The sequence below is a fragment of the Anaerocolumna sp. genome, from assembly GCF_032079385.1.
Taxonomy (GTDB): Bacteria; Bacillota; Clostridia; order Lachnospirales; family Lachnospiraceae; genus Anaerocolumna.
Window position 1 is genome coordinate 103,983 of record NZ_DAMAUC010000005.1, and the last position, 18,840, is coordinate 122,822.

Annotated in this window: 16 protein-coding genes and 2 other annotated features; all 16 genes read right to left on the minus strand. The window is 32.9% G+C overall.

What is annotated here, in order from left to right:
- Nucleotides 1–12: 12 nt before the first annotated feature.
- Complete coding sequence (locus RT261_RS06130; protein ID WP_313130703.1) at nucleotides 13–321, minus strand: V-type ATP synthase subunit F; 309 nt, start codon at nucleotides 319–321, stop codon at nucleotides 13–15.
- On the minus strand, nucleotides 314–1,315 hold the full coding sequence (locus RT261_RS06135; RefSeq protein WP_313130705.1) for a V-type ATP synthase subunit C: 1,002 nt from the start codon (nucleotides 1,313–1,315) through the stop codon (nucleotides 314–316). Before RT261_RS06135 ends, RT261_RS06130 begins: the two co-directional genes overlap by 8 nt.
- Nucleotides 1,316–1,325: 10 nt before the next feature.
- On the minus strand, nucleotides 1,326–1,886 hold the full coding sequence (locus RT261_RS06140) for a V-type ATP synthase subunit E (protein ID WP_313130707.1): 561 nt from the start codon (nucleotides 1,884–1,886) through the stop codon (nucleotides 1,326–1,328).
- A 33-nt stretch (nucleotides 1,887–1,919) separates the two neighbouring features.
- On the minus strand, nucleotides 1,920–2,399 hold the full coding sequence (locus tag RT261_RS06145; RefSeq protein ID WP_313130710.1) for a V-type ATP synthase subunit K: 480 nt from the start codon (nucleotides 2,397–2,399) through the stop codon (nucleotides 1,920–1,922).
- A gap of 197 nt (nucleotides 2,400–2,596) precedes the next feature.
- A complete protein-coding gene (locus RT261_RS06150) occupies nucleotides 2,597–4,546 on the minus strand; it encodes a V-type ATP synthase subunit I (RefSeq protein ID WP_313130713.1) in 1,950 nt (649 codons plus the stop codon).
- On the minus strand, nucleotides 4,533–4,859 hold the full coding sequence (locus RT261_RS06155; protein ID WP_313130714.1) for an ATPase: 327 nt from the start codon (nucleotides 4,857–4,859) through the stop codon (nucleotides 4,533–4,535). The genes RT261_RS06150 and RT261_RS06155 overlap by 14 nt, the downstream gene beginning before the upstream one ends.
- A 53-nt stretch (nucleotides 4,860–4,912) precedes the next feature.
- Nucleotides 4,913–4,960 (minus strand) — a sequence feature (sodium ion sensor (DUF1646 type); this cis-regulatory element may regulate processes involved in with the transportation of sodium ions).
- Nucleotides 4,961–5,320: 360 nt separating this feature from the next.
- Nucleotides 5,321–6,805: a carbon starvation CstA family protein gene (locus RT261_RS06160; protein ID WP_313130716.1), complete on the minus strand. Its 1,485-nt coding sequence runs from the start codon at nucleotides 6,803–6,805 to the stop codon at nucleotides 5,321–5,323.
- A gap of 266 nt (nucleotides 6,806–7,071) precedes the next feature.
- Nucleotides 7,072–7,794 carry a LytR/AlgR family response regulator transcription factor gene (locus RT261_RS06165; protein WP_313130718.1) on the minus strand — a complete coding sequence of 241 codons (723 nt, stop codon included), beginning with the start codon at nucleotides 7,792–7,794 and terminating at the stop codon, nucleotides 7,072–7,074.
- A gap of 49 nt (nucleotides 7,795–7,843) precedes the next feature.
- Nucleotides 7,844–9,565 (minus strand): LytS/YhcK type 5TM receptor domain-containing protein, encoded by a 1,722-nt coding sequence (locus tag RT261_RS06170; RefSeq protein WP_313130721.1) that lies wholly within the window; start codon nucleotides 9,563–9,565, stop codon nucleotides 7,844–7,846.
- A gap of 83 nt (nucleotides 9,566–9,648) precedes the next feature.
- Nucleotides 9,649–9,701, minus strand: a sequence feature (sodium ion sensor (DUF1646 type); this cis-regulatory element may regulate processes involved in with the transportation of sodium ions).
- A gap of 140 nt (nucleotides 9,702–9,841) precedes the next feature.
- Nucleotides 9,842–10,966: a non-hydrolyzing UDP-N-acetylglucosamine 2-epimerase gene (gene wecB / locus RT261_RS06175; RefSeq protein ID WP_313130722.1), complete on the minus strand. Its 1,125-nt coding sequence runs from the start codon at nucleotides 10,964–10,966 to the stop codon at nucleotides 9,842–9,844.
- A gap of 63 nt (nucleotides 10,967–11,029) precedes the next feature.
- A complete protein-coding gene (locus tag RT261_RS06180) occupies nucleotides 11,030–12,139 on the minus strand; it encodes a capsular polysaccharide biosynthesis protein CapF (protein WP_313130725.1) in 1,110 nt (369 codons plus the stop codon).
- Complete coding sequence (locus RT261_RS06185) at nucleotides 12,136–13,158, minus strand: polysaccharide biosynthesis protein (protein ID WP_313130727.1); 1,023 nt, start codon at nucleotides 13,156–13,158, stop codon at nucleotides 12,136–12,138. Before RT261_RS06185 ends, RT261_RS06180 begins: the two co-directional genes overlap by 4 nt.
- 137 nt (nucleotides 13,159–13,295) lie before the next feature.
- Nucleotides 13,296–13,532 carry a hypothetical protein gene (locus tag RT261_RS06190; protein WP_313130730.1) on the minus strand — a complete coding sequence of 79 codons (237 nt, stop codon included), beginning with the start codon at nucleotides 13,530–13,532 and terminating at the stop codon, nucleotides 13,296–13,298.
- A gap of 294 nt (nucleotides 13,533–13,826) precedes the next feature.
- Entirely contained in the window at nucleotides 13,827–16,571 is a 2,745-nt protein-coding gene (locus tag RT261_RS06195; protein ID WP_313130732.1) for a glycoside hydrolase family 88 protein, read from the minus strand.
- Nucleotides 16,572–16,620: 49 nt separating this feature from the next.
- Nucleotides 16,621–17,766 (minus strand): polysaccharide pyruvyl transferase family protein, encoded by a 1,146-nt coding sequence (locus RT261_RS06200; RefSeq protein ID WP_313130734.1) that lies wholly within the window; start codon nucleotides 17,764–17,766, stop codon nucleotides 16,621–16,623.
- 109 nt (nucleotides 17,767–17,875) lie between these two features.
- A complete protein-coding gene (locus tag RT261_RS06205; protein ID WP_313130736.1) occupies nucleotides 17,876–18,835 on the minus strand; it encodes a glycosyltransferase family 2 protein in 960 nt (319 codons plus the stop codon).
- Between the last annotated feature and the right edge of the window lie 5 nt (nucleotides 18,836–18,840).

An 18,840-nucleotide genomic window follows, 5' to 3' on the forward strand; every position in this document is an offset into this window, starting at 1 on the left:
AAGCCTCTCCTTCTATAATATATTTGTACCTATGGCTTTCTCTACATATTCATTGATTCGATCCATACCTATATTCAGAGTGCCCTGATTACTGGGTATGAGAATTACTGCAGGGACTGCCTCTTTGTCATAACGTGATAATGTATCCGGTATTAGACTGGCCATTTGTTCCGTAATAAAAATAATACCATAGTTGTTATGTGCAAGGGTATCAACTGTTTTTCGTGCTTCTTCTTTATTGTTTACGGTATAAACATCGATTCCCAATGCTTTAAAAGCAAGGATAGAATCTTTATCACCAACAACACCAATTTTATACATATAAATCACGCACCCTTTCTCTTATGGCTTCAGGAGAAATACCATTCGTTTTAGATACCATAATAATCCTTAGATTCTTAATTTCTGTTTCCTTAGCCACTACATATGAGAAAATAGGTTCTGGTCCAAAAGTAATATACTTGGAAGACTTATTTAAATTCATTAAATAATCATCCATATATTTTTCAAAATCTGTTAAACGATTGGTCTTTTCATAGGACTCCAAACCTTTTAAAAGGCTAGCACTAATTCTGTAATCCTTTAACTTTTGCATCATTTCCTCAATAGAATCATTTAACGTAAGCAACAGACTTTCTTTATCAATATTACCGCCTGAAAGAATTGCTTCTTCCATAACATTACGATTTCTTCCCTGCCTTTTCAGGCGAATGGTGGTCTTTACATTGATAAAATCAATCATATCCTTTACGTAATCAACAAACAGCGGAATCTTTGTATCTGCAGCCAGCTGATATAAATGCTTAAAATAGTACCGGTCAAGAATCATATCAATTCTTCCCGGATCTTTGCTTCTAGCAAAATCCTTCTGTACTGCCTCAATTGCTTCCTGATATTCTTTCTTGATTTCTGTGAGATTACCGTCAAGGAACAATCTTTTTATGTCTTTAAAATCGTCTGTTCCAATGGTAAGGTATAAATAAGAAAAATCCTCATTTAACTCCTTTTCTTTTATCATAACTTTTAGATTATGGTAATCATATTTTAGAGTTAATAAATCAATCACTTTTGGATCTACGGAGATTTCTCTCATTAAATGATATACTCTGCTCAGCTCATTGGATAAAACTTTTTCATAGTCATAAAAATCCTTTACCTTTGAGGCTTCCCCGGCATATTCAGTCTCACCCAGTATTCGAAAGACATCTTCTATACTGTCTGCATCAATCATCCTATCGATTTGTGCCCTTGAAAGGAGTCGTTTTTCAAGGACTCTGGTTCTTACGACGCCTTGGGTAAAATCCATTCTATCCATGAAACCTCTCCTATTCTTTTTTGAATAATACTTGTGCTATCTCTGTTTCTAAATCCTCTCGTAGAAAATCAATAAGGGTTTCGAAAGAAAAATTAAGTCTTACTTTCTTATTCACTAGTGTAAATCCAGAATCAATGGTTTCTTCCTCAGACACTTTTAAATTTAATCCAAGGTTTTTGATTAAGTCTTTTCGATTATTTGGTACAATTATTATTTCTTCACCTGTTAAATCTAAAGTACTGATTTGATTCTTTACAAATTCGGCATATTCTTTATCATCCAGATTCATAAGTCTTTCTTTCGCCAACAGGAATACTTTATCTATCACTTCCTGTTTTGCTTTTAACATTTCATCTCTTACCCTTAAATCTGCATTGGAAAGGATTCGGCTTTTTATTATTTCAGCATCTTTTTCTGCTTTATCTACCATCTTAGCCTTTTCTTCCAATGCCAGCTTAACTTGTCCATTCACTATTTCTTCTTTTTTCTTATCAGCCTCTCTTCGCATTTCATCTGCCCGAGACTGAGCATCCAATTTTATCTTTTGGATTAGATTATCTAAATTTGACATAAGTTCACATCCTTAAAATTTTGTTGATAAGGTCTAGAAACTAACTGAGTTTAATAAAATTAATGAAATAACGAAGGACAAAAGTGCGTAAGTTTCAACCATAACTGCATATATAATACCTTTTGTGGATTGCGCTTCATTTTTAGCAAGCAATGTAATACCGGTTACTGCTACTCTACCTTGAGCAATAGCAGATCTCCAGCCAATAAAAGCAACAGGAAGACAGGATATCAGAATGTAGAAACCATGTGCCAGACTCATGTCTGCACTTAACTGTCCTAATGCTAAAAGACCGATAACGAATCCATAAAGTCCCTGTGTACCTGGCAGTAACTGAAGAACTAGAGACTTACCAAACTTTTCAGGTTCTTCAACCATCAAACCGGAAGCGGCTTCACCTACCATACCAACACCTCTTGCAGATCCGAAACCTGATAATATTACTGCTAATGCTGCTCCTATCGCTCCAAATGCTACTCCACTATTATTCATAAAAAATTCTGAAAAAGACATAAATATTTCCTCCTAATCATTTTGAGTTTTTAAAATTAAATAAATTTATCTTTAAAGATTACATGCTTTTTATTTTGCTTTTATTGATTCAAAGCTATAAATGAAGCCTTTTATTTATAATCTTAAAGTTTAATTTTGTTGTTTGAACTTAACTCTATAAATTATGCTTTCATCTTAAAAATTTAATCTAATAAACATTACTCTTTTAAATTAGTATATTTAGGTTTACTTTGTAGTAATTTAAAAGCTTTTCCTCCGCCTTCATAGAATTTACCAAAAAACTCTACATAGGTAAGTCGGATGGAATGAACATATCCACTCAGTACACTTAAAAATACATTAAAGGAATGACCGACTACAAATACTACGATTCCCCCAATAATTCCGAAAATGCCCATACCACATAGCATTTCAACCATCATATTAATTGCAGAAGCGATAAATGCTCCGGATAAACCAAGAGCCATTAATCTGGAATAAGACACAAAGTCACCTACATAACTGGAGATTCCATATAAACTATAAAGTCCCCCACCAATCTTACCACCTATACCTTCAGAGCTTCTGCCTCCTGTTAATACTATTCCAGCCATACCAATAACCATAATTACGACAGCTACATTTTTAAAACCGCCGGATAAAGTACCAGTGGTTGTTAATAGGAGGAGAATTGCACCAATCAGTGCCATATACCAAAAACCTACATCAAATAATGCATCTAATGGTTTTCCGTCTCTTATATTCAGATATGCATGTATTCCTAAAGCAAAGAATATATGAAGAATACCAAAAGCGATAGAAACAATAAGTAAAAGATTATATTCTACCGCAACATCAATCAGTGCCGGCATAGGTATAATACCTCCAAAGAAAGAACCGTATATAGCACCCCAAATAATAGTTGCTATGCTTCCGTAAAAATAAAACAGCATATTCTTCCTTTGCTCTTTGGAAAGATTAAACGTTTTCAGAGCAATTCCGGTTCCTAGTGCTAATAATAAACCGTATCCCATATCTGCTATCATCATACCAAAAAAGAAGATATAAAATGGTGCAAATAAAGGTGTAGGATCGATTTCATTATATTTTGGAAGTGCATACATGGTAGTTAATGACTCATATGGTTTGGAGAAAGCTGAATTTTTAAGTAATATAGGTACTTCTTCATCCTCTTTATCCGCTTCTTCAATTTCCATATAGTAAACATTATTTAAATTCTTTTTCACAATATCTGTGAATTCACTTACCATATCTGCCGGAACATATCCTTCAATAATATTTACATTCCCAGCCATTAAAAAGTTTTCCGAAGAAGCAATTCTTAGTTTGTTATTCATGCAGAAATCATATAGCAATTCCAGATTAGGCAAATACTTACTAAGTTCAGTCAGCTGCTGTTCGCAATTCTTTTCTTCCTCTTCTAACACTTTTTTTCTGTTTTGAATAATAGCTATCTCATTTCTGGGCGTATCTTTTATACTTAACTTTACTTCTGCAAAGCCATGATTTCTAAGGATTTCTATTGCAGAATCTGCTTCTTCTTTTACTGAAATTATAAAGATATAAAGATAACCTTTTTCTTCACCTATTACCTCATAGTAGGTATACTGCATTTCCAGCAGTTCCTTCTCCATGCTTTCTCTTGCATTCCTGGGTATTGTTCCCGTTAAAGTTATACATTGTTTAACAGAACTAAGTTCACTAACAGCTGCATCTAAATCCATCCATGGTTTTAACTCATTCATGGCTGAATTTAACTTTTCCTTTTCACTCTTAATAGCTTCTATAGAGGAAACAACTTCTTTCAGTCGTTCATAGATAGGCTGATAATTAAAACTTTCTGCTCTCTCTTCCAGTTCTGTAAACTCTAGAGCTTCCCTTCCTTCTTTCATGGCTTTTAATCCGGTTACTCTAGTGTCATATTTGGACAACTTCTCAATGCCATACTTAACTTTTGTTATCTCTTCATCCACTCGAACTATGTTCTCGGGAACTTTTCCATTTTCCAGCCCCATTTCCATATAATCTGTATTTTCTTTTAAATCCTGGAAATGAACATAATTAAATTTTTGGAGTTCATGAAGAAGATTTTCTTTATCTGATTCAAAGACAAAGAGGCTAAACCGATTCATTTTAACTATTGCCATTTATTTTCACAATCCTCTCAATAACAATGTTTATAGCTGAAGTTAATTCTTTTTCATTCATATTCCTGATAGCATCTGCATCTTCTTTGCCTTTTATAATTGTCGGCTGAGCCTTTGACTGAGTATCTTCTTCCGCCTTCTTTTTTATATTCTCTGTTTCTCCCTTCGCATCATTAAGAATTTGCTTATACTTTTCTTTTGCAGAAATTTTAGCTTCCTCTAAAGCTTTTTCAGAATAAATACGTGATTGCTCCAAAAGTGCTTGTGCTTCTTCTTCAGCTTTTTTAACTAACTCTACAGCTTCTTTTGCCACTTTTACACCTCCTTTAAACGTTAATGGTACAAAAAAAGGGCGTAGGACAGCTAAGCTCTCCACCCTAAAGCTAAAACTTGAAACAATAATAATTGCCAACCGGAAAATTTCAAAAACCATATAAACTTGTCTTAAACAATTTATTACCATTATAATTTTATAACTTCAAAAAGTCAAGAACGCGTCCTTAATTTTCATAATAAATTATACCTATTTTTTATGAAATTTATTAAAAGTTTTACTCATGAAGTTCACAATAATTATTAAAATTACACAGAATTATTAGATATATATTGAAATTAACTCTCATTATATAAAGCAAAGCAGCTGCCACTTAGACTATTATTGGTCAAAGTAACAGCTACTTCACTTTATAAGTTATATCAAAAGGAGATTTTATTGTGTGTAATTTTCATTTCCAGCCGTTTATAAATAATAACGCAACTCTTATCTTATTATAGTTACATCTTATAATTAAGAATTGTATCTTTTCTCTTAGAAGCTAATTTTGGCACTAGCCATAAGAATAGTACCGCACAGATAGCACCTAAAATATATGAGATAGCGTAACTGGTGTCTGCAATACCAAGTCTTTCACCAAGTCTAGCTTCTAAGCCGAAACCAATCTTTTCATGGAATATATAACTAAAAACGATAAAGGTATAAAAAGTTCCCGGCAACAGAGAAATTAAGTAATTTTTCCCTGCCGTCTTTAAGTATACCGTAATCATTGCCAGCGCAAATACTGCAACTAATTGGTTTGTAAATCCGAAATATCTCCATAATAAATTGAATCCACCCGGAGAAGATTTTGCATAAAAAAGTATCAATATAGCGGGGATAAAGATAATTAAGGATAATACCACACGTTTACTTGCACTTTTTTGATCAATGTTAAACTGTTCTGCAATCATTAAACGCACGGCTCTAAAAGCTGTATCGCCAGATGTGATTGGAAGAACAATAACACCAATAATTGCAAATAGTCCGCCAATAGATCCCATGAACTCTCTTGAGATAATACCTACCATCTGAGTAGCACCTGTTACCGTATCAGTTCCTCTTCCGAAAAGAACCATGGCACCAGCTGCCCAAATCATAGCAATAGCACCTTCCACAAGCATCATGGTATAGAATGTATGACGTCCTTCTTTTTCATGTTTTACAGTTCTTGAAATAAGTGTTGCCTGACTGCCATGAAAACCTGACATAATACCACATGCCACTGTAATGAAGAATACTGGTATGAAAGATTGTCCCTTTGGATGCTGCATTAATAAGCCACTGCTTAAAGCAGGCATATTTGCACCGCCATCTAACATAACACCAACTAAAACACCAACCGCTGATACAATTAGTATTGCACCAAAGATTGGATAAACACGTCCAATAATTTGATCAATCGGGAATATTGTGGAAATAACATAATAAAGCAGAATAACAGCATAAACAATCCAAATTACATTACTCTTAACATCCATGCCTAATACATCACCAACAATTAGGTCACCTGGTGTATAGATAAATACAACACCGGTAAGTAACATTAATACCCAAATAATAACGGTATAAATTCTTGTTGCCCCTTTTCCTAAAAACTTGTACATCATTTTAGGAATCTGTGCACCGCCATTACGCATTGAAATCATACCTACAAAATAATCGTGAAGTGCACCTGCAAGAACACATCCTATAGGAATTGTAATAAATGCAATAGGTCCAAATAAAATACCTTGAATCGGTCCAAGGATTGGTCCTGTTCCTGCGATGTTTAAAAGTTCAATTAATTTGTTTTTCCAAGGTTTCATTGCAACATAGTCAACACCGTCTGCCAATGCTGTCGCCGGAGTCTCCCTGTCGTCCGGTCCGAAAACTTTTTCACAAAACTTTCCATAAATTGCTCCGCCCACTATTAAAATTACGAGCCCTATTAAAAATATTACCATAGCTACCTCCTAAATAAATTAATTTTTAAAAGTACAGATTTTGAACTTCTAAAAAGCTACCAATATCCTTTTCACTCCTCCTTTATGTAAAATGTACAAAAGCTTTCATCAAACAACAGATTTTTATGGTTGAATGATTTAATAAAAATGTAATATGTTTTACACTTTCTTTATTTCTCTGTCGATTTTATCATATTTTCTTTATATTTGCTCGGGATATTGTGTGTCTTGTATAAATTCAGGGGTAACATGTCAAAATCAGTGCATCAAATGTAAAGTATATTCTTCAAATTCTTAATTTGATTCCTGCTGATTGGTAAAACAACATCTTTGAAACCTTCCATTTTTACGCAATATGTGTTATTAAACCAGGGGTATATCTCCAAAACATAATTCAAATTTATTAAATAACTTTTCTGTATCCGGAAGAAACCCTTATCGGTCAGTTTCTCTTCAAAATAATTCAAAGGATTATTATCTTTATAGCTTTTCTCTTTTGTATGAATGATACATGACCGATTTTGTGATTCAATATAAACAATAGAGGGAATTTCAACTAAAACAATCTTCTTATCCACATTTAACGGAATTTTGGAAATACAAAGATTATTGTTGTCATAACAGCATTTTCCATGTTTCTGATTATATTTCTCTAGCATCTGATTTACTTTTTCTTCTGAAAAAGGCTTTAATAAATAATACAAGGCGTCCACTTCAAATGCTTTATCCGCATAGTTATTGTAAGCCGTAGCAAATACAATTTCTACCTCTGGAATTAATTTACGGGCGGCCACAGCAAGGGAAGTACCACTTATATCTCCCAAATTAATATCAATGCAAAGTAAATCAAATTGTTCTCTTGCAATAAGTTTCAAAGCCTCGTCTCCACTTTCTGCTTCCAGTATTACTGCATTTGGTATTATTTCCTTAATGAGATATATTAATTCACTTCTTGCAGGTTTTTCGTCATCAATGATTGCTATTCTCATTGGTTTATCTCCATTTCTTAAAGTAATTGTATGAATAAATTACCGGATTTTAAACTACATTCTTATAAACAGGCATTCTATTTAGTTTCAGCTTATTTGAAATATCTTTCGGTATAGATATATTTACTATAGTCCCCTTGTCTGATGTATCAATATCCAAACCATTATTTTCACCATAAATATAACATAATCTTTTTTGTACATTTATAAGTCCAATTCTGCCATTGTCGATGGTGTTGTATTTTAACCCATGTACAACATTCTGCGGCATTCCAAACCCATTATCCATTACGGATATTTTAATGGCTTTCTTTTCTTCCTTAATGATGATTTTCACTTCTCCCTGCTTTTTCTTCATAGCTCCATGTTTAATTGCATTCTCTACAATAGGCTGTAAAATCAGACAGGGCATTTTACAATCAATATTTTCCGGCATGTCAATAATAATATTCAGCCGCTCATCAAACCTTGCTTTTTCAAGCTGTAAATAAGCCATAACATAATCCATTTCATCATAAATACTTACAAATCCGTCTTTTGTTTGTATGGAATTTCTGAAATAAGTAGCAAGGGCAATTAAAAGTTCTCTTGCTTTATCCGGTTTTTCTCTGCAAAAAGCACTGATTGTATTTAGAGAGTTAAAGATGAAGTGAGGATTAATCTGGGTCTGCAATGCTTTATATTCTGCCTTTTGCAAAAGTGCCTGTTGTTTTTCCATTTCCGCAAGTTCAAATTGTACAGATAGTAATTTACTTAATCCTTCTGCAAACTGCACTTCCGAATGATAAGAGATTTTAAATTTATTTGCAAAAATAATAAGGCATCCAAAAGGTTGTCCATATTTCATAAGCGGTGCACCTATGGCAACCATTTTTTCCAAGGATTTGTATAAAACATCATCTTCCGATACCTGTTCTGCAATACAAACTTTCTTCTTAGTCAAAACTTCATTTGCCAAACCCGGCAAAAAACGATTTAAGCCTATGCAATTTAAAGCCTTTCCTTTTACACAGATAATATTTTCTTTATCCGTAAAAATAACAGCTAAATCTCTGGAATACTCTAGAATTACATCGCTGATTTTACTGCAATTCTCCTTATTATAAATACCTGACTGTAAAAGAGGCAGACATTTCTTAGATATTTCAAATATCAGATTTACTTTAGTTCCCACCTCATATTCCATTTCTTTAAAAATATGATTGAACACACCAACAAATAAAACCATACCTAAAGAATTAAAGATTACCATAGGAATCGCAATAACTCTTACCAACGCAACCGCATCCTGATAAGGCTTTGCAAAGATTAATATAATTAACATCTGAAGCAATTCAGCAACAAAAGTAATCGCAAATAAATCTAAGCTTTCATATTTATTCTTCTTAACATATTTCGCCGTAACCGCGCTAATGGCACCTTCTGCTAATGTGGAAATTGCACAGGCAACCGCGGTAAAACCATTCATGTCAATAATATACCTATGAAAACTTCCAATAATAGCTGTTCCAATACCTACAATAGGTCCCCCAATAAAACCTCCCGCCATAACACCTATAACACGAGTATTAGCAATAGCCCCATTTACTCCATACCCCGTATAAGTAGAAATCACGCTGATCGTTCCAAAAATAGCAATTAATATAACATACTCTTTCGTTTTATGCTTTTCCCTTACAATATATTTTTTAACAAGCTTCACCCTTGCTAAAATTTGAGCCAGAATTACAAGCAGCCCAATATTTAGTACAATACTCTTTATAACTTCCACACGCATTCTCCTCATAGTAGGTATGCCACTATCTTATACCTTTTTAAATTTCTACAATAAAAAAAGGCAGGGAACTCCAAAGGAGCTCTCCACCCTAAAGCTCAAAACTTGAAACAGATAATACTACCTGCCAACCGGAAAATCATAAATATTATAAATTTGGTATAGTAATTTATTACTATAATAGCTTAAAAGTGCCGAAAAATCAATATTTCATTAATTTTTCATTATATTTTTATTAAATATCACCAATTCCATTAAACATTCTGCACGTCTTTACTCTCCCCATACTACCCTTTTTACATAGTCAGTATAAGATAAAATAATTCTAAGTACTTTATCCGAAACATTTTCCATACTATAATCCTTTACGATTCTCAATGGATTATTTTGTTGGGTTTCTAATAAGGTAAGTCCCTGAAGAATTCTTTCCTTTGTAAGACCTGTCATAATTACTGCTGCCTCTTCCATGGCTTCCGGCCTTTCATGAGACTGTCTGATATTCAGAGCCTTAAATCCAAGAATAGAGGATTCTTCACTGATTGTACCACTGTCACTTAATACAGCTTTTGCATTTATTTCAAGATTAACATAGTCATAGAATCCAAAAGGTTTCATCATTTTAACATAAGAATTTAATTGTATATTATCTTCATGAATTTTCTTTCTTGTTCTGGGATGAGTGCTAATAATGATTGGGATATTATATTTTTCACCAATAGCATTGATACTGTCCATTAAGTTTCTGAAATTTTTTTCTATATTAATATTTTCTTCTCGATGCGCTGATATTAAAAAGTATTCTCCCATTTTTAGATCTAACTTTTTTAAAATATCTGAATTCTTAATTCCTTCTTCTCCAGAATGTAAAACTTCAAACATAGGACTCCCTGTCTTAATAATTCGATCTGCCGGAACTCCTTCATTCAATAAATATTCCCTTGCTATATCACTATAAGGCAGGTTAATATCAGATATATGGTCAACAATCTTTCTGTTTGTTTCTTCCGGTACCCTTTGGTCAAAACAACGATTACCCGCCTCCATGTGAAATATGGGAATATGCCTTCTTTTTGCAGCTATTGCTGACAAACAGCTATTGGTGTCTCCAAGTATTAAAAATGCATCCGGTTTTCTTTCATCTAAAATAGGTTCTATCTTAATAAGTATGTTTCCAATTGTCTCCACGGCTGAATTGGTAGCAGCATTCAAAAAATAATCCGGCCTTTTTAGCATAAAATCCTGAAAGAATATATCATTTAATTCATAATCATAATTCTGTCCAGTATGCACCAGAATGTGTTCTATGGCATCTGATTTTTGTAATTTTTGAATAACCGCTGATAATCTTATTATTTCCGGCCGGGTTCCAACAACTGTCATTACTTTTAATTTATTCATTTCTACTCCCTGTTTTCTAATAAGGATATATAAATTGATATTATTAAACAATTTCACTTCTTTTTATAATTCCATAAAGTAAGTATCCGGTTTCTGGGGATTAAAACTTTCATTTGCCCATATAATAATCACCATATCTGTTTCACCAATATTTTCAATATGATGAATATAGCCTACCGGTATATCAACTACTTCCAGTTTTTCTCCGCTTACATAGTATTCTATCACCTGGTCTGAATTCAGTTTTCGAAATCGTATAACACCTCTTCCACTGACTACAAGAAACTTTTCATTTTTTGTGTGATGCCAATGGTTCCCTTTTATCATTCCAGGCTTGGATACATTTACTGAAATTTGTCCCTGTCCTATGGTTTTAATAAACTCAGTAAAAGAACCTCTATGATCTGCATTCATTTTTAAAGGATACATAAAATTGTTTTCCGGCAGATAACTTAAATAAGTACTGTATAGTTTTCTGGTAAAATCCTCAGACATATTAGGAATGGAACAATCAAAACGGCTATTTCTAAAAGACTGTAGTAAATTCACCACTTCTTTCAGTGTGATTTGATATACCTCCGGTATTTCACAAAAATCACCTTCCCTATTCCCCTTATCCTTTAATAGATTTATTAATTCTTCTACTACATCATCAATATAAACCAGATTTAAAACTGTTTCCGGATCATTGACCGTTACAGGCAAATCTCTGGCTATATTATGAGCAAGAGTTGCTATAAAACTATTATAATTGGGTCTGCACCATTTTCCGAATACATTTGGCAGCCGATATACAAAAACTTTTGCCTCTGTCTCTTTGGAATAATTAAATACCGCAGCTTCTCCTGCTTTTTTACTTTTTCCATATGGATTATCAAGAATAGCTTGTATGGAGGATGACATAGCAACCGGGCAATTATTTTTATGTTTTTTTAAGGTATCCATAAGAACTGACGTAAATTCAAAATTTCCCTCCATATATTCCCTGTCATCATTAGGGCGATTCACCCCCGCAAGGTGATATACAAATTCAGCTTCCTTACAATATTGATCCAACAGAGTGATTTCTGTATTTTTATCAAATAGAAAGAGATCTGTATAATTTAAATTTCTTAACTGAGCAATTAAATTTTTTCCGATAAACCCCTTTGCTCCTGTTACTAATATCTTCATTCATGACACCCGCCTTTTAATTCTTTTTGGACATAGTCAATAGTTAATAGAAGTTCTTTAATCTGCTCTATATTTAATCTTTCTGTGTTATTGGAGTTATATTCTTTATAGTTAGAAAGTATTTTGTTACCTTGATGATAATATTTATCATAATTTAGATCCCGTTTGTCTGCGGGCACACGATAGAATTTTCCTTTATCCTGAGCTACAAAATACTCTTCTTTTGTTAACAGGGTTTCATATAATTTTTCACCATGACGGGTACCGATAATATTTAGCTTACTGTCACTGCCAAATAATTCAATTAGTGCCTGAGCCAGATCTCCAATTGAGGAGGCAGGTGATTTCTGTACCATAAGATCTCCGGATTCTCCATTTGAAAATGCATAGATTACAAGTTCCACGGCATCTTCAAGGCTCATTAAAAACCGGGTCATATTAGGATTGGTAACTGTTAAAGGCTTTCCGGCTTTAATTTGTTGAATAAAAAGGGGAATGACGGAACCCCTGGAAGCCATTACATTTCCATAACGGGTACCGCAGATTGTTGTTCTGTCAGGGTCCACCGTCTTGGATTTTGCAATAAATACTTTTTCCATCATGGCTTTGGAAATCCCCATTGCATTAATTGGGTAAGCCGCTTTATCCGTAGACAGACAGATTACTTTCTTTACTCCAAATTCTATAGCTGAAGTTAAAACATTATCCGTCCCTAAAACATTTGTCTTTACCGCTTCCAGCGGAAAAAACTCACAGGATGGAACTTGTTTTAAAGCCGCAGCATGAAAAATATAATCAACACCGTACATGGCATTTTTTATGGACTGTATATCCCTCACATCACCGATGTAAAATTTCAATTTACTATTTTTATAAAGGTTTCGCATGTCATCCTGTTTTTTTTCATCTCTTGAAAATATGCGGATTTGGTCAATCTCTGTGTCTAAAAAACGTTTCAACACAGCATTTCCAAAACTGCCAGTACCACCTGTTATCAAAAGCTTTTTATCTTTAAACATTTTTACTCCTATTTAAAACCTCTATCTTTTTATTGTATGAATTTTATAATAATGTAGAACAAAGAAATTTAGGTAAAAAAACATTATTCTGTATTATTCTTTTTGCTTCTCACTTTTACGACATTTATTGTAACATTTTATAAGTTTGTTTCATAATATATTAATATATTTGATGGCTCATTTATCAGAATGCCTGAAAGGAGAGGACCTATGGACTTTATCAGATTCTTTTTAATAATGTTAGTCCCTGGATTAATTGCAGCTAAAGTATATGGAAAAATAGGATGTGTAGAAGGAGAACCCCGAATAATCACTGCTTTAATATTTGACTTGTTTATTTTTTTGATAAATATTACAGGATTGTATTTTTTCAAGGGTATTTATACCATGACAGCTCTTATAACGAGCCTTAATTGCTTAAGTTTTACAAGAAGGTATGGTATTTTAAGCATATTTGTGGGTATCTTCCTTGCAATAATATCTGGTACTATATACCGGGTTTTTCATATTTTTCCTATCTTTAGAAGACGAAGCTAGAGTGAAGTATAAATTTAATTGGTATTAAGTATATGAGGCCCCTTAAGAGGAAATGGGGCCTCATTTGAATAAATGTTTGTAAGAATACAGTCTTATATTTTAAAATCCTCCCAACTGCTGAAAAAGATTCTTTAATTCATAGTTTCTAATTCTTCGTCCAGAGATAAAGCTGCTAATGCAGTGGCTGGTCCCTGAGACCATGGAAACACATCATACCTTTGAGGATACATGCTAAATCCCATACATTCTGCTGAGGAATTGGTTACCAGACCGCCTATTATAGAATTCTGAATAGCCTGTAGTCCTAAATTGGAATAATATAAGTAAGTTTTATTGAGTATACCGATTTTAACTCCTCTATGAATGGCATAAGATATCATGGAAGTTGATGATGTATCAATATGTCCTTCTAAAGCTGTTAACTGCCAGGAGTAATACCCATTCTCTCTCTGATACTTTATAGTCGTTTCAACAATTCTAATAAAAGATCTTACTAAAAAATTATAATTTGGATTCATGGGATCGATATATTCAAGGCTGTCTGCCATGCCTATTAATAACCATCCTACCCCTCTGCCCCATCCAATGACTCCCAGCTTGCTCTTTTCTTTTAAATTATATCCATGGTATGGAAGGGAGGTATTCTTGTCTAATCCAAAATGAATAAAATTGATGATTTGTTTTACTGCTAAACTTATAGCCTTTTCATCATTATGTGTTTTTCCATAACGACACAAGAAAGGGCATATCATACCTATACTATCGACATAAATATCATCAGGACTGTTTTTTCTATAGGGAATACTATCCATCTTATCTCTTGGATAGTCATATAAATAATTGATAATTTTTTGAATGGCTTCTTTATAAATATCTTTTTTCATTTTTTGATGTACATAAATTAAGGAATAACCATTAATGGCATAATCAGGGTTTATAATAGGAATACCATTATGAATCCATTTATCATAATATTGTTTCAGAATATAGATATCCTGAATATCCTTGCTAGCATGGTAAGAGCATTCTAAAGCCAAAGCTAAAAGTCCATTGGGCCAGAAAAAATGATCTGCTCTGGTCAGCTTCCTTGTGAAAATAATACTATAGATATTAGTTTTTATCATCTGCTTCCTACTAATCTCCGGATAAGCGAGAAGCTGAATTCTTGTGTTTTTACGCAGATTATTGAATAGAGCAATCCTCTCTTCTTCTATCTTGTTAGAATTGGAGGGTAGAGCCTCTTTTCTTTTATCCGTGATATCCTTATTCACGTAGACTGTTTTTTTATTCTTAATGAATCTTATCTTATTTCCGGCCTTTAAAAGGGTATTGGAATAGAATTTATTAATATTATTAAACTTATCTGGATACGATTTTAAAAGTTCCTGCATATATACGAATTCCTCCCGTTTACGAAACAAGATGAAAAAAGAGACATTTGGTATTGTAATTACCAGTATAAATAAAACAAAAAAGCTTACTGGTGTTATGTGATTACAAAATGACTTCCTTACAAATTGACAGATAAAAAACACTACGCTGATGGCAACGAAGTAAAGGAAGGAATCCTTGTAATATTCATGGGCTTTTTTATTAAAAATCATTTTATATATAATAAAAGGCCTGGTAAAATTAGAAATTAAACCGGATACTATGGTTCCTATAAATACTCCATTTATTCCAATTAATTGAACCAGCAGTATGGAAATAATTAAGTTTACAATTCCTTGAATCAGAGCAATGTATTTATCCGCATCAAAAATACCTGCTGCTGTTTTATAATTATTTACCGCAATACGGTGGGCTTTAAAATAGTAGTCCACCATGATTAATAGTATTGCTGTATTGCTAATGACCATATCTTCTCCAATCCAAAGGGTAATAAAGGGGGTCAGCATAAAATATAATATAATCAGAACCATTCCATAGATCCAGAAAGCAGAAAAGCGATAAACTTTAAATAATTTATATTGCTTTTCTTTACTGTCTAATGCAATCACATTGCCAAACCCAGAGATTAGAGAATTAAAAATTGTATTTATAAAACTAATTACTGAAAGAATAATCAGATTATAATTAGATAATAATCCAACAAAAGTTACGCTAATAAATGAAGAAAGAATAATATTATCCGTTTGATGTATCATAACGTCTCCAAATTTATGATACATTAATGCAGTTATGTTCTTTTTAATGGGGTTCATTTCTTCTTTTGATAAAGGAACATAATCTTTTTCTAAAAGATAAGGATATTGCTTATTCATATATAAATGGACGAATACTTTTTGTATAACTCCAATAACCGCCCCAGTAATTAAATAGAGCATAAAACTTTTAAATATTTTCAGAATGATAATTTGTGATATTAATACTGCCACTGAAGTAATAACTTGAATATTAGATTGAATATAATTCTTTTGCTCCGCATTTACTAAACTGTATTTATACGATACAAAATAGGTACTAACTGTGTTGAATAGAAATATGAGGTAATATAGGAGCAATTCATTTTGACTGATGTTACCTGGATCTTTTATGATGAATTTTAAAAAGGGCAGTAGAATTAATCCTGCCATTGTTATAATTATGGCAATGATACGATAAATTTTTTTATATAACTGCATCAGTGTCTTTATAATTTCATAATTATTTTCCGCTACGGGCTTATAAAGACTATAATTCATTGCTGTGCCAATACCAAGTTCTGCTAATGATAAAACAGATAATATATTCGTATATAAGCCATTGACACCAAGATAGGTTACACTCAGGTTGTGAATAAATACTGTTCTTGATATAAATCCCAGGATAAAGGATACAAAATTCCCTAAGATGCCAAAGAAAATATTCCGTTCTGCATTTTCAATTCTCCCCATATTGATACCACTTTCATAGAGCTTTTCATATTTAAAATTTAGATTCTTTTTAACTTAATGCACCTTTTAGATAATCAATTGCTTTATTACGTTCATCTTCTAAAATAGGAGCAGTCTGCGAATAATCTATTTGAAAAATTTCATCCTTTTTTAAAAGCTCCCACTTCCTTGTTTGTAACCGGAAGGTACCAAGAAGGGTATCGATTCTGGAATTCATGGAAACCCTGGTCCCAATCCGATCAAATACAACAAATGGTTTTTCAAACAAAATAGCAAATACACATCCATGAAAAGAATCTGTAAAGAGAACACTGGATGATTGTATATATCCTATAAATTCACCAGGATCAGCTGAATATCTTTTTAAATCCGCCATATCTGCTAAATTAACTACAATTAATCTATTTTTCCTTGCTACCTCTTTTATTTTATTCTTTCGACCCAGTGTTTGTTCTCCCAAAAAGTATGTTAAAAGATAAGGCTCTTTCGGCTTACAGAAAGGTTTCTTCGATATCGAAAGCCATTTTTCTTTTGTTAATAAAAGAGTGGGATCAACAAAAACCTTCGCTTCCCTCCCTGTTAAATTTCTTATAATATCTGCTCCCGCCTCTTCTCTTACCGATAAGCTGGCCATTTCAGACAGCCATAGTTTATAATCTTCTAGATATTCAGGTGGAATATGAGAGATACCAAAGCTAGGGGAATAAGCAATTCTTTTCTTCCCGGGAGCAAAGGTTAAAAAATAAATGGATGAATTCCGGATATAGTCTGGATTCCATACCTGGTCGCTTCCAGTAACAAAATAATCATAACGGCTGGCTAAATCCTCCGGTATATTTTGACTGGAAATAGAAAATTTCGTTTCTCTAATATACTTATTTGAAAAAGCTTTCAATCGTTTGATCCGCTGCATTCTGGATTTTACAATTTCCTTCTTATGAATTTGGTTCCACAATATTGTAATAATCTTATAAAGTACTTCTGAAAGTGCCATATCTTTTTTCTTTCTATTTTTAAAAAACCTTCCTTTCCTCATAGGAATTGAAGAGGTGTTTTCAGAATGACTTGTTGTATCGACTAATATGGTTTCCACCTGAAAACCCAAAGATTTTAATACTTCTTGTAAAGCATAATTTTGTAAGCGGTTTCCGTAATTAAAATAACCATTCAGGGTAATTACTCCAACCTTTTTCATATATACACCCCCTGCATATCACATCTGTTCGCAAAGTGCGATCTCTGTTTGCCACATCTTCAAAGTCTTTCCTCTGCTGTTCCTGCTATTAGCCCTTTATAGTCCTTGTCTAGATATCTTTTACAGTCCTGTATAGCTTCCAAAAGATTCTGGAATCAATAGCACATAAAATAATATATATTTTCATTAAAAACCTTATTCTTTTCGATTTTATTGCATATAAGAAATATTTTCTTGCAGATTTTGTTATTGCTTTAAAGTATTTTTTATGGACAATTTCAGATTTTGATAAATAGCCTATAACAATTTGTAAAAAGATTGTATAAAGCTCTTTTGATTCTTCCTTATACTCCGGATAATTACTAATTATAAATTTGTTAACATAAGGGGCTATTTTTAAGCATGACATTACTTTGTCATTGATTTGCTGATGATTGGCACTCTCATTTCTTTGCCGGTAGTAATACAATGGATAGTCACAGGTTGAAATTAATTTTGCCCGATCCAGCACCCGAAGCTGAAACTCAAAATCTTCCCAGTAATGGATTTCTTTATTCAGATAAAGGTTTTTAACTAAACTTTTTTCATATAGGCCGGAACCCAATGAAGTTGGAAAGTTCATTTGCAATAGCTCTAAAATTGCCTCTTTGTTTGCAATCTCTTTCTTTCCGATTTTGGAGTTCTTTAATATTCGATTATGAAAGATATGCTTTGTGCATACGCACATCTGTGAATGATGGGATTGGATGTTCTTTAGCATCTCTTCATACATATTAGGTGCAATTTTATCATCCCCATCCACAAAGCCGATATAATCCCCGGAAGCCCGCTTTAATCCGGAGTTCCTTGCAGATGAGACACCTTTGTTTTTTTGATGAATGACAATAATTCTACTATCACTTTTTGCATATCTGTCACATATTTCTCGGCTACTGTCTGTAGAGCCATCATCAACCAGGAGGATTTCCAATAAATTGTGAGTCTGACCCCGTATGGATTCAATACACTCACATATATATTCCTGCACATTGTAAACAGGTACAATAACACTAATTAAATCTTTATTCATAATTA

Bases quoted from the DNA above. Each gene is read 5' to 3' on its own strand.
- RT261_RS06130 (WP_313130703.1), bottom strand. From the start codon at position 321: ATGTATAAAATTGGTGTTGTTGGTGATAAAGATTCTATCCTTGCTTTT.
- RT261_RS06135 (WP_313130705.1), bottom strand. From the start codon at position 1,315: ATGGATAGAATGGATTTTACCCAAGGCGTCGTAAGAACCAGAGTCCTT.
- RT261_RS06140 (WP_313130707.1), bottom strand. From the start codon at position 1,886: ATGTCAAATTTAGATAATCTAATCCAAAAGATAAAATTGGATGCTCAG.
- RT261_RS06145 (WP_313130710.1), bottom strand. From the start codon at position 2,399: ATGTCTTTTTCAGAATTTTTTATGAATAATAGTGGAGTAGCATTTGGA.
- RT261_RS06150 (WP_313130713.1), bottom strand. From the start codon at position 4,546: ATGGCAATAGTTAAAATGAATCGGTTTAGCCTCTTTGTCTTTGAATCA.
- RT261_RS06160 (WP_313130716.1), bottom strand. From the start codon at position 6,805: ATGGTAATATTTTTAATAGGGCTCGTAATTTTAATAGTGGGCGGAGCA.
- RT261_RS06165 (WP_313130718.1), bottom strand. From the start codon at position 7,794: ATGAGAATAGCAATCATTGATGACGAAAAACCTGCAAGAAGTGAATTA.
- wecB (WP_313130722.1), bottom strand. From the start codon at position 10,966: ATGAATAAATTAAAAGTAATGACAGTTGTTGGAACCCGGCCGGAAATA.
- RT261_RS06180 (WP_313130725.1), bottom strand. From the start codon at position 12,139: ATGAAGATATTAGTAACAGGAGCAAAGGGGTTTATCGGAAAAAATTTA.
- RT261_RS06185 (WP_313130727.1), bottom strand. From the start codon at position 13,158: ATGTTTAAAGATAAAAAGCTTTTGATAACAGGTGGTACTGGCAGTTTT.
- RT261_RS06195 (WP_313130732.1), bottom strand. From the start codon at position 16,571: ATGGGGAGAATTGAAAATGCAGAACGGAATATTTTCTTTGGCATCTTA.
- RT261_RS06200 (WP_313130734.1), bottom strand. From the start codon at position 17,766: ATGAAAAAGGTTGGAGTAATTACCCTGAATGGTTATTTTAATTACGGA.
- RT261_RS06205 (WP_313130736.1), bottom strand. From the start codon at position 18,835: ATGAATAAAGATTTAATTAGTGTTATTGTACCTGTTTACAATGTGCAG.